Annotated in this window: 11 protein-coding genes; all 11 read left to right on the top strand. The window is 30.1% G+C overall.

Annotated features, from left to right (window positions below; all coding sequences use genetic code 11):
- Positions 1-217 precede the first annotated feature (217 nt).
- The 11 genes from NGI68_RS04590 (at position 218) to plsX (ending at position 12457) form a co-directional block, all read left to right on the top strand.
- Entirely contained in the window at positions 218-1435 is a 1218-nt protein-coding gene (locus NGI68_RS04590; RefSeq protein ID WP_251860313.1) for an IS701 family transposase, read from the top strand.
- Positions 1436-2191: 756 nt separating this feature from the next.
- Positions 2192-3496: a proline reductase-associated electron transfer protein PrdC gene (gene prdC, locus NGI68_RS04585; RefSeq protein ID WP_251860312.1), complete on the top strand. Its 1305-nt coding sequence runs from the start codon at positions 2192-2194 to the stop codon at positions 3494-3496.
- Positions 3497-3533: 37 nt separating this feature from the next.
- Positions 3534-5648, top strand: coding sequence for a D-proline reductase (dithiol) proprotein PrdA (prdA, locus tag NGI68_RS04580; protein WP_251860311.1), 2115 nt, complete (start codon positions 3534-3536; stop codon positions 5646-5648).
- A gap of 8 nt (positions 5649-5656) precedes the next feature.
- Positions 5657-5932 (top strand): CBO2463/CBO2479 domain-containing protein, encoded by a 276-nt coding sequence (locus NGI68_RS04575; protein ID WP_251860310.1) that lies wholly within the window; start codon positions 5657-5659, stop codon positions 5930-5932.
- Between the two features lie 29 nt (positions 5933-5961).
- Positions 5962-6681: a D-proline reductase (dithiol) protein PrdB gene (gene prdB, locus NGI68_RS04570; protein ID WP_251860309.1), complete on the top strand. Its 720-nt coding sequence runs from the start codon at positions 5962-5964 to the stop codon at positions 6679-6681.
- Between the two features lie 329 nt (positions 6682-7010).
- Positions 7011-7889, top strand: a complete 879-nt coding sequence (locus NGI68_RS04565; RefSeq protein WP_251860308.1) for a sulfite exporter TauE/SafE family protein — start codon at positions 7011-7013, stop codon at positions 7887-7889.
- A gap of 316 nt (positions 7890-8205) precedes the next feature.
- On the top strand, positions 8206-9204 hold the full coding sequence (pta, locus tag NGI68_RS04560) for a phosphate acetyltransferase (protein ID WP_251860307.1): 999 nt from the start codon (positions 8206-8208) through the stop codon (positions 9202-9204).
- Between the two features lie 149 nt (positions 9205-9353).
- Complete coding sequence (locus NGI68_RS04555) at positions 9354-10547, top strand: acetate/propionate family kinase (protein WP_251860306.1); 1194 nt, start codon at positions 9354-9356, stop codon at positions 10545-10547.
- A 117-nt stretch (positions 10548-10664) separates the two neighbouring features.
- A complete protein-coding gene (locus NGI68_RS04550) occupies positions 10665-11165 on the top strand; it encodes a YceD family protein (RefSeq protein WP_251860305.1) in 501 nt (166 codons plus the stop codon).
- Positions 11166-11178: 13 nt separating this feature from the next.
- Positions 11179-11361, top strand: a complete 183-nt coding sequence (rpmF, locus tag NGI68_RS04545) for a 50S ribosomal protein L32 (RefSeq protein WP_251860304.1) — start codon at positions 11179-11181, stop codon at positions 11359-11361.
- A gap of 88 nt (positions 11362-11449) precedes the next feature.
- Complete coding sequence (gene plsX / locus NGI68_RS04540; RefSeq protein ID WP_251860303.1) at positions 11450-12457, top strand: phosphate acyltransferase PlsX; 1008 nt, start codon at positions 11450-11452, stop codon at positions 12455-12457.
- The last annotated feature ends 65 nt before the right edge of the window (positions 12458-12522 follow it).

Raw genomic sequence — 12522 nt, 5'->3', positions numbered from 1 at the left:
ATTGAGATTGGTAAATATATAAATTTTAAATTATAATTTAAAACAAGAATTTATACTTAAGTTTAGTATAAATTCTTGTTTTTCTATCTAAATAACTTTAGTTATGCAAAATAAAAATCTAAATTGGTAAAACTACCAAAAAATAAATATGGCATACTTTCTCTCACCGTGTTATATAAAAGTTACTCTAAAAATACACACACGGGAGGTAAGAAGTATGCCAAGTACTAATATTGTATCCATTAATGATGAACTTTACAATTACTTAAATGATGTAAATTATGGAATGTCTAAGCCTCAATTTAATCATTTAACCAATATTGCCAATGGATTAATTAATTTACCTGGCACTAAAACTTTATCTGAAATTGCTAAAAATGTGTTGTCATCAAAAGATAAAAGTTGTATTTATAGATTTTTAAGCCATTCTAAATGGGACCATAGTCTTCTGAACAACAATAGAATTAGCTATTTAAACTTTTTCCTTGAGCATAATATTAAACCTAAATCCGTAGGAATTTTGATTATAGATGATACTGTAAATCCCAAGAAATCATCAAAGAAAATGCAAGGATTATCTTATAATTACTCTCATACAGAAGACAAAAATATTTGGTCACATTGTGTGGTTACTTCAAATTTTGTTGTAAATGATAAATCTATTCCTTTACAATATAAACCTTACTATAAAAAGGAATTTTGCAAAGATTTAAATAAAAATTTTAAATCTAAGATTGATATTGCAAAAAATTTTATAACTTCTTTTAAAACTCCATCTAATTGTGAAAAAATGTATTGTCTTATGGATTCATGGTATACAAATAATAATTTAATAGAAGCATCTTTAGCAAAGGGCTACCACCTAATAGGAGCAATTAAATCTAACAGAAAAATATCTCCATTAGGAATTTCAATGCAGTTATCAAAATTTGAAAAATTCCTTAGTCCTAACACCTTAGACCTTGTTACAGTTGAAGGTAAGGACTATAGAGTATATACCTATGAAGGTAATGTTTCTAAATTCCCTTATGCTAAAATACTTATTTGCTATGAAGTCACCGATGATGGATTCAAGAACCCAGTATATTTGCTGTCTACCCACATCTTATTAAATGCAGAAACTATAATTAAATATTATTCTCACAGATGGACTATAGAAACTTCATATAAATATTTAAAAAGCAATTTAGCTTTTGATAAATATAGAATGCGTAGCATTTTGTCTATAGAACGATATTTTCTTATAGTATTCTTAATCTATAATTTTTTAGAATTATTTAGAGTTAGTTCCAACCACCGAGATTTTAAGACTATAGGTGAAACTCAGAAATATCTAAACAGCCTGACGGCAAAAGCACTTGTGTGCTTTATATATGAAAAATCAAAACAGAATATTGAACTAAAAGATATTTTATCTGAGCTAAAAATCCCTTAGAGTTTTTAAAAATTCATCATATAAAATTGGGCAAGTGTTTTCATATTATATGGATAATATATCATAATAAGTATAATATCATCTCAATAGGTAATTTAGCTTTTGAAATTGCCTAATTAAAGTAAATAATTAAGATGTTTTAGAATAAAATTGTTAAAATCATATTGGTTTTACATATTATTTTGCTCCATAGCAGTATATTTTTATAATTATCAGTATAGGATTTAGACTTTAAATTATAACTTATTATCTAAAATTACTTAAAATGTTATATATTAATGAACATTATGTTGCGTAATGGTTGATAATGTCTATTAGGGAATGTTAAAAAAGAATAAAATAAAAAAAATAGCTTAAAATAAATTATGAATTTAAAAGTTAATAATAAATGCTATGAATCTTTGTAGAAATCTTAATAATGATAATGTTTACACATGTGTGTCAAAAAATACTACACTATAATTATAATAATGTTATTTAAAATACAAATAGATTAGGCCTTTGATCATAAAAAAAACTAATAATGTCAATATACTGACATATATGCCACAAAAGTGTCAAAAAAACATACAAATATATATTAAAATTAATAAAAAAATATAATAAAAAAGGGTTTTTTGTAAGAAAAGATATAGAAAAAGGTATAAAAAACTAATTATTTTGTGTTTTTTTTAACTTTTTTTATTCAAATTATATGTTTGGCACAAACATTGCTATATACTATATACGTGTGTAGATAAATCAAGGAGGGATACCATGGAAAAATTGTTTAGTTTTCCTCTAAGGATGCATGTAGGTGCGCCAGATGTTTCTTGTGTAAAAGAGGGACAAAAAGTTAAAAGAGGAGAATGTATAGCAGATCCAAACGGACTTGGTGCAAAGATTCATACTAGTGTGTCCGGTGTAGTGGAAAAAGTTACAGATAAAGAAATAATAATAAAAGCAGATGAAACTCAAACAACGGAATTCGTTAAAATAAAAAAATGTGATAACTTAGCAGATACTGTATTTGAAGCAGGAATAGTTGGAGCAGGTGGAGCAGGGTTTCCTACTCACATAAAACTAAAAGCAGATAATAAAGATGGTTATGTTATAGCAAACTGCGTAGAATGTGAACCAGCACTTCATCATAACATAAAGGTTATACAAGAAACGCCTGAACTAATAATAAACGGTGTTAGATATGCTATGAAAGCTACTAATTCAAAAAAAGGATATATAGCTATAAAAGCTAAGCATCCTGAAGCCATAGCTTCATTGGAAAAAGCACTAAATGGCGTTAGTGATATAGAGGTTAAACCTCTTGCTGATTTATATCCAATGGGTGAGGAAAGAGCAATAATCAATGCTATATTTGATAAATGGTTAGATGTAACTGATCTTCCTATAACGGCTAAATGTATTGTAATGAATGCTGAAACTCTAGCAAATATTACGAGAGCTGTTGAAGAAGGAAAGCCAGTTATAGATAAAGATATAACTGTAATAGGGAAATTAAACACAGGTAATAAGCCAAACGTATTTTTACAAGTACCAGTTGGAACTCCAGTTAAAGATTTAATTGAAAAAGCTGGTGGAATAGATGGTGAATATGGTGAACTAGTAGTAGGTGGACCATACACTGGAAAAGCTGGAGACATAGAAAAAGATACTGTTACTAAAATATCTGGTGGAGCAATAGTTACAATACCACTACCAGAATATAATGGCTCACTAGGATTACTAGTATGTGCCTGTGGAGCTAATGAAGAGAGATTAAGAGATGTAGCAACTAAAATGAATGCAAAAATTGCAGGAATAGTTGATTGTAAAAACATAGAGTACCCAAAAGGTAAAGGAAATGGACCAGGAAAATGCAAGACACCTGGTGAATGACCAGGCCAAGCAGCTGCAGTTATGCAGTTAAAGAAAGATGGAGCAGAAAGAATACTAATATCAAATTGTAGTGACTGTTCAAATACAGTTATGCAGATAGCTCCAAAAGCTAAAGTTCCAGTATATCATCATACTGATCATATATTTAGAACTATTGATTACACATTAACAAGAAGACTTCCATAGGAATAACAAAAAAATAAAAAAACAGGAGGTTATGTATATGTCAATGACACCAGAACATGCAGAGGCTCTAAAGAATGAATCTGCGGTAGTATGTTGTAGAGCAGAAGAAGGAACAATATTGACTGCTGACAACTTAGAAGATCCAGAAATATTTCCAGATATGGTGGACTCAGGATTATTAACTATTCCAGCTGATTGCTTAAAAGTTGGAGAAGTAATAGGAGCAAAATTGTTAAAAACTGTAGATTCATTAACACCATTAACTCCAGATATAATTGAAGGAGCAAAAACAATGGGAGATTCAGAAAATAAAGCTGAAGAAATTTCAGAAGAGTTAACTGAAGAAAATGAAAAAGCAGTTCTAAAATATAATTTAAAAGCAGGAGATACTATAAAAGCTAGTGATTTAGAAAATCCAATGCACTTTCCTAAACTTGTAGATTCACTTTTACTATCATTAGATGAAGGCGTTCTTACAAGAAAAGAGGTAGTTGGAGCAACTTTATCCGTTGATACACCAGCTTTAACTCCTGTAACATCTGATATATTAGAAGGATTTGAGGAGGAAGTAAACATGAGTGCTGATACACAAGCAACAATAAGTGGTGGAACTTTAAGAATCAGAATAGCTGAAGGTAAAGGAATTGATATAGAAGTACCTTTAAATGGCAATGTGGGTGCTGGAAAATCAGTAGCTGTTCCACAAGTGAAATCTGAAAAGGGTGCAGTAACTACAGCTCCAATAGCAGTAGAAGCTAAAAAAGAAGTTAAATTAGAAGAAAAGTTAATAAGATCAGTTACAAGAAAATACTACAAAATAGATAAAGTAGAATTAGCTAAAGAAACTAAGATCCAAGGAACAACTCTTTATATAAGAGAAAACATCTGTGAAGATGCATTCAATGTGGATGAATTAGTTAAAGATATAAAATTAGAAATAATAACTCCAGATAAGTATAATACTTATAGTGAAACTATAATGGATGTACAACCAATAGCTACTAAGGAAGGTTCAGAAGCCAAATTAGGAGAAGGTGTTACAAGAGTTATAGATGGAGCTATTATAATGGTAACTGGTATAGATGAAGATGGAGTTCAAGTTGGTGAATTCGGTTCTTCAGAAGGTATACTAGAAGAAAATATCATGTGGGGAAGACCAGGTGCTCCTGATAAAGGTGAAATATTCATCAAAACTCAAGTAACTATAAAAAGAGGCACAGGAATGGAAAGACCAGGTCCATTAGCCGCTCACAAAGCAACTGATTTTATAACTCAAGAAATTAGAGAAGCTTTAAAAGCGTTAGAGGATGATTCATTAGTAGTTAAAACTGAAACTTTTGATCAAGTAAGAAGACCAGGAAAGAAAAAAGTTGTAGTTGTTAAAGAAATAATGGGTCAAGGTGCTATGCACGACAATTTAATATTACCAGTAGAACCAGTCGGAGTAATAGGAGCTAAGCCAAATGTTGATTTAGGAAATGTTCCAGTAATGCTTGCTCCAACAGAAGTATTAGATGGTGGTATTCATGCATTAACTTGTATTGGACCTGCTTCTAAAGAATGTTCAAGACATTATTGGAGAGAACCTCTTGTAATGGAATGTATGAGAGATGAAGAAGTAGATTTAGCAGGAGTTATATTTGTAGGTAGCCCACAAATCAACAGCGAAAAATTCTATGTATCAGAAAGATTAGGTATGATGGTAGAAGCTATGGATGTTGATGGAGCATTTGTTACAACTGAAGGTTTTGGAAATAACCATATTGATTTTGCAAGTCATGTAGAACAAATAGGTATGAGAGGCGTTCCATGCGTAGCATTCTCATTCTGTGCAGTTCAAGGTGCTCTAGTTGTTGGTAACAAGCACATGAAATACATGGTGGATAACAACAAATCAGAGGGTGGAATAGAAAACGAAGTATTATCTTGCAATACATTGTGTCCAGAAGATGCTGTAAGAGGTCTTGCAATGATTAAAGCTGCTATGGCTGGAGAAGATGTTAAAAAAGCAGAAAGAGCTTGGAATGCAAATGTTAAAGAAAATAATATTGAAATGATAGAAAAAACTACTGGAAATAAAATTGAAAGAGTTTTAAATGAGACTTCAATACCAATGAGTGAAAAAAGAAAAGAAAAATACGCTACAAAGTAGGGATATAGATGGATTTAAAATATGGAGATAAGATCCTAGAAATGCAAGGTGTTATTGTAGACGTATCTGATGGAGCAGTATCCATAGATTTTAAAGGAAGACTTGGATATTTGAAAATACCAAGAAGAATGATAATATCTGATTACGAACTTAAAGTAGGTCAAGAAATAGGCTTAAATATGAGTTTTGTAGAAGTTTTATCTGATAAAATAAATGAAAAATATGTAAGTAATTTAGAAATTCAAAAAAGACGTGGTCTAAGTCCTGATGAAAGACATAAATAAATTTATAAATTGAAGGGAAGGTTACTAGAATGAATATTGTAAAAGGATTACAATCAGAAATATTTGTTCCTATAACTCCTAACCCAGTATGGGCGCCAGTTACAAAGGAACTAAAAGATATGACAGTAGCATTAGCTACAGCAGCAGGAGTTCACTTAAAATCAGACAAAAGATTTAACTTAGCAGGTGACTTCACATACAGATTAGTGCCAGGAGATGGTAAAACATCAGATATGATGGTATCTCATGGTGGATATGATAACGGAGACGTTAATAAAGATATAAATGCCATGTTCCCAATAGATAGATTAAGAGAATTAGCAGAAGCTGGTTTTATAAAAGCTGTTGCTAAAACTCATATAGGATTTATGGGTGGTGGTGGAAACCAACAAAAATTCAGAGAAGAAACAGGTCCAGAAGTTGCTAAGATATTAAAAGAAGAAGGCGTAGATGCAGTATTAATGACTGCTGGATGAGGAACTTGTCATAGATCTGCAGTTATAGTGCAGAGAGCGATTGAAGAAATAGGAATTCCTACAATAATAATAGCTGCTCTACCACCAGTTGTTAAACAATCTGGTACACCAAGAGCGGTTGCACCAAGAGTACCAATGGGTGCTAATGCTGGAGAACCTAATAATGTAGAAATGCAAACAGCTATAGTAAAAGATACATTAGAACAATTAATTAAGATTCCTTCAGCAGGAAAAGTAGTTCCATTACCATATGAATATATAGCAAAAGTTTAATAATTTAAAAGGAGCTCTACTTAGTTAAGTGGAGCTCTTTTTAGAAAACCCAATTTATGTAATGCAAGTAAATATTATGCGGAAATTATATTTCTACTTTGCTTTAATTTTGTTAAAGTGAAAATAACAAACAAAAAAGATAAATTATATAAGTTTTAAGAAAAAATTAAATTACATAAATATATATGGATATTTAAAATTTTTAAACAATTCATAATATTGTATAATATTATTAAAATAACGTTAAAAAAATATCAAAAATATATAGAAAAAAATCTAAATTTGTATTAGAATTATATTGTAAAAATAAATTAAAAGAGGTGTAGAAAGTGGTAAAAATAGTTTTGGGTTTATTAATTATTTTAACAATCTTCTTTTTTGTTGTATTTTTAGTAGATTATCTAAAAGCAGCTAAAGAAGGTAATCTTGAAAAAACTAATTTTTTCGCATTAGGAACAGTAGGTTTTATAACTAATTTTTTTGATACGTTAGGAATAGGAAGCTTTGCTCCTACCACAGCATTACTTAAAAATTTTAAACTTACAAAAGATAGAACTTTACCAGGAACATTAAATGTTGCCTGCACTGTACCAGTTGCTGTAGAAGCCATTTTATTTATAAATGGTATAGAAGTAGAACCTTTGACCTTATTTTCTTTATTAATAGCAGCTACTGTAGGTGCAGTAGTAGGTGCAGGAGTTGTATCAAAATTGAACGAGAAAAAGGTTCAATTTGCTATGGGGGTAGCACTTGTAATAGTTGCTCTAGTAATGCTTGCACAACAATTGAAGTTTATGCCAGCTGGTGGAGAAGCTACTGGATTATATGGTGTAAAACTTATAATAGCAATAGTAGGTAATTTTATATTAGGTTCATTAATGACTTTAGGAATAGGATTATATGCTCCATGTATGGCTTTAGTATATTCTTTAGGAATGAGTCCAAAGGTGGCATTCCCAATAATGATGGGATCTTGTGCATTCTTAATGCCAGCAGCATCAGTTAAGTTTATAAAAGAAGGTGCTTATGATAGAAAAGCATCTATGGCTATAACCATATTTGGTCTTGTAGGTGTGTTTATAGCATACTATTTAGTAAAATCATTACCATTAGATATGTTAAAATGGTTAATAATTGTTGTAATAATTTATACTGCAGCTATGATGTTTAACTCAGCTTCAAAATCTAAAAAAGCAGTAAATTCTTAATATAATATAATTTTAATTATTTTGTAAAGCTTTAAAAGAATTAGATCTTAAAAACCAGGTGAATTTTAAAATTTACCTGGTTTTTTTGAAAGTTTATAATTTTATTGTTGAAAATTTTAATAAAAAGTGTTTATACTATATATGTATGTATTCACATTTATCTATAATTAACAAATAAAAATGATTTATTTGTATAATTAGTAATTAAAATATAAAAATATTATCATAATTTACATAAAACTTATGAAAAAATGTATATTGTTTAGAGTTAAGTGTAAATTTTGCTTGAGTTTTATACTTGAAGGGAGTAATTTTAATGGACTTAATGAAAAGCTTATGGGAAAAAGCTAAAAATGACAAAAAGAAAATAGTGCTTGCAGAAGGAGAAGAAGAAAGAAATATTGAGGGTTGTTCAAAAATACTAAAAAATGGATTGGCTAATATGGTTTTAGTAGGAAATGAAGGAAAAATAAATGCAAAAGCTAAAGAACTAAATGTTTCTATAGATGGAGCAGAAATAATAGACCCACAATGTTCAGAAAAAGTTTCTACATATACAAAAGCATTTTATGAATTAAGAAAACATAAGGGTGTTACTATGGAAAAAGCAGAACAAATAGTTAAAGACCCTATATATTTTGCCACAATGATGGTTAAAATGGAAGATGCAGATGGATTAGTATCTGGTGCTATACATACTACAGGAGATTTATTAAGACCTGGATTACAAATAGTTAAAACAGCTAAAGGAGCATCTGTTGTTTCAAGTACATTTATAATGGAAGTTCCAAATTGTGATTATGGTAAAAATGGTATGCTTTTATTTGCAGATTGCGCTGTTAATCCTAACCCAACAGCAGATGAATTAGCCTCAATAGCTATATCTACAGCAGAAACTGCTAAAACTTTATGTGACATAGAACCTAAAGTAGCTATGTTATCTTTTTCAACAAGAGGAAGTGCAAAACATGATCTAGTAGATAAAGTATCAGAAGCTACAAAAATAGCAAAAGAAAGAAGGCCAGATATTGATATAGATGGTGAATTACAACTAGATGCTTCTATAGTGCCAAAGGTTGCAGATTTAAAGGCACCAGATAGTAATGTTGCAGGAAAAGCTAATGTTTTAGTATTTCCAGACCTGCAAGCAGGAAATATAGGATATAAATTAGTTCAAAGATTTGCAAATGCTAGTGCAATAGGACCAATATGTCAAGGATTTGCAAAACCTATTAATGATTTATCAAGAGGATGCAGTAGCGATGATATAGTTAATGTGGTTGTTGTTACAGCAGTTCAAGCACAAAATATGTAATTTAATATTTAAAGATTTATATAACACATTAATTTATTGTTTTAGATAATAAATTAATGTGTTAATATAATAAATTTTAAAATAGGTTTATTTATGTATTAAATCTATTAAATTTTATATAAAACGTATAGATGAAGGGTGGAAAATTAATGAAAATACTAGTAGTTAACTGTGGAAGTTCATCATTAAAATATCAGTTAATAGATATGACTTCAGAACAGGCTTTAGCAAAGGGTTTAGTAGAAAGAATAGGAATAGAAGGTTCAATATTAACTCAAAAGGTTAATGGAGAGAAATATATAATAGAAGAACCTATGAAAGATCACAAAAAAGCTATAGAATTAGTTCTAAAAGCTTTAGTAGATAAAGATCACGGTGTAATATCTGATATGTCAGAAATAGCAGCAGTAGGCCATAGAGTTGTTCATGGTGGAGAAAAATATGCTAATTCAGTACTTATAGATGATGAAGTTATGAAAGCTTTAGAAGATTGCGTAAAATTAGCACCACTTCATAATCCACCAAACATAATAGGAATAAATGCTTGTAGAGAACTTATGCCTCAAACTCCAATGGTAGCAGTATTTGATACAGCATTCCATCAAACATTACCAGATTATGCATACATGTATCCATTACCATATGAATTATATGAGAAAAATGGCATAAGAAAATATGGATTCCATGGAACATCACATAGATATGTATCTGGTGTTGCAGCGGAAATGATGGGAAAAGATCTTAAAGATATGAAAGTAATAACTTGTCATTTAGGAAATGGAGCAAGTTTATGTGCAGTAAAAGATGGAAAGTCAGTAGAGACTTCTATGGGATTCACTCCACTTGCAGGTTTAGCAATGGGAACTAGATGCGGAGATATAGATCCAGCTATACTACTTTTCATGGAAAGAGAATTAAAAATGTCACCAGATGAAGTAGATACTATTATAAATAAAAAATCAGGTGTATTAGGATTATCAGGTGTAAGCAGCGATTTTAGAGATATAGAAGGAGCTGCAGAGGAAGGAAACAAAAGAGCTAAATTGGCTTTAGATGTATATCATTATACTGTAAGACGTACAATAGGAGCTTACACAGCAGTATTAAATGGTGTAGACGCTATAGTATTTACAGCAGGATTAGGAGAAAATTCAGCAATTAGTAGATTAGAAATTTTAAATGGATTAGAATACTTAGGAATTAAAATAGATAATGAAAAGAACAAACAAAGAGGAAAACAAATGGAAATAAGTACACCTGATTCAAAGGTGAAAGTATTTGTTATACCAACTGATGAAGAATTAATGATAGCAAGAGATACTAAAGAAATAACATCTAAATAGTAAGTAGTGTAAGAGACAAATATAGGGATAATAACTTAGATTTCCATATAAAATACTTGACTTTTTAATATGCCCTTTATATAATAAATTGTGGTTGCTATAATTGAGGTGAATTTTATGAATTTAGATGTATCCGATTTAATAAAAAAAGTAAAATTAAGTAAAGATATTCATTTAAAGTTAGAAGATGCAACAAAATTTTTTAACGGAGATGAAGAAATTCTTTATTTAGAAGCACCAACATTAGACGGGGTAGTTAGTATGTCTGATGATATATTGACTTTAAGTGGAAAGTTAAGTGCAGAAATTGAGCTTTCTTGTTCAAGATGTCTTCAAAAGTTTAAATACCATGTTGACACAGAGATACATGAGAGTTTTACAAATAATCACCAATGTGAAGATGATGATATTATTTTACTAGAAGATGAAGCTATTGATGTTACAGAGGTTATAGAAAATAACATAATTATAGAATTACCAATAAAGAAACTCTGTAAGGAAAATTGTAAAGGCTTATGCCAACAATGCGGTGCTAATTTAAATTTTTCAAAATGCAAATGCGAAAAAAATATAGATCCAAGGTTGGCAAAACTAAAAGACTTTTTTTCTGCTCAGTAAGGAGGTGTTTACAGTGGGAAATCCAGCGAGAAAAACTTCAAAGGCAAAAAGAGATTCTAGAAAAGCTCAAACTTTCAAGCTAAGCTTACCAGGAATCGTTGAGTGCCCTCAATGTCACGAAATGAAACTTACTCATAGAGTATGTAAAAGTTGTGGATATTACAATGGCAAAGAAGTTGTATCAAACGATAAATAATTATAAAAAGGAAGCCTTGTGGCTTTCTTTTTTTCTTGTGAAAGAAAAATAATTAGATTATACTTTATATTAGAAAGGAAGTGATGTCATGATAATAGCTGTAGATGGTATGGGAGGAGATTTTGCTCCAGAATTAGTAGTAGAAGGTTGTATACAAGCGGTAAAAGAATATGAAGGTATACATATAATAATAACAGGTAAAGAGCAATTAATAAAAAATGAATTAGATAAAAGAGAATATAAGGGAGATAAAATAGAGATACTAAATGCTGAAGAAGTGGTAAGTACTAATGAAGCACCTGTAAAAGCTATAAGAAGGAAAAAGGATTCTAGTATGGTTCGCGCTTTGGAATTAGTAAAATATAATAAGGCTCAGGCTGTAATATCTGCAGGGAGTACAGGAGCTTTGATGGCAGGAGCTACTTTTGTATTAGGCAGAATAAAAGGCATAAATAGAGTTTGTTTAGCACCATTGCTTCCAGGAGCAAAAGCACCTTTTATGATAGCAGATGCTGGAGCTAATGTAGATTGCAGGGCAGAATATTTAGTTCAATTTGCTATGATGGGAAAAGTATATTTTCAAAATGTTTTAGGTGTTAAAAATCCTTCAGTTGGTCTAGTAAACATAGGTGCTGAACAAGAAAAAGGTAATGAGCTTACAAAAGCTACATATAAATTATTAGAAACTACAGATTTAAATTTTGTTGGAAATATAGAGCCAAGAGATATACCAAAAGGAGAAATAAATATTGCAGTGTGTGATGGATTTGTAGGAAATACTGTATTAAAAACTTATGAGGGTGTAGCTTTAAATCTATTTTCCATGCTTAAGGAAGAAATAATGTCTTCTACTAGAGGAAAAATAGGAGGGGCATTGTTAAAACCTGTATTTAAGGATTTTAAAAAGAAATTTGATTATACAGAGTATGGTGGATCTCCTTTTTTAGGATCCAAAGGTATATGTATAAAGGCTCATGGAAGTTCAGATGCAAAAGCCTTTAAAAATGCCATAAGACAGGCTAAAATTTGTTATGATAAAAAGATAATTCAGGAAATAGAGAATAATTTAGAAAATTTAATAGAAAATAATATATAATGTAACTTCATGAATATATTGACGTATAAATAGTTATGTAATATTATTTATGTATAAAGCATTAG

The sequence above is a fragment of the Clostridium sp. Marseille-Q2269 genome (assembly GCF_943736985.1).
GTDB lineage: Bacteria > Bacillota > Clostridia > Clostridiales > Clostridiaceae > Clostridium_F.
This window is presented reverse-complemented; position numbering and strand designations above follow the sequence as displayed.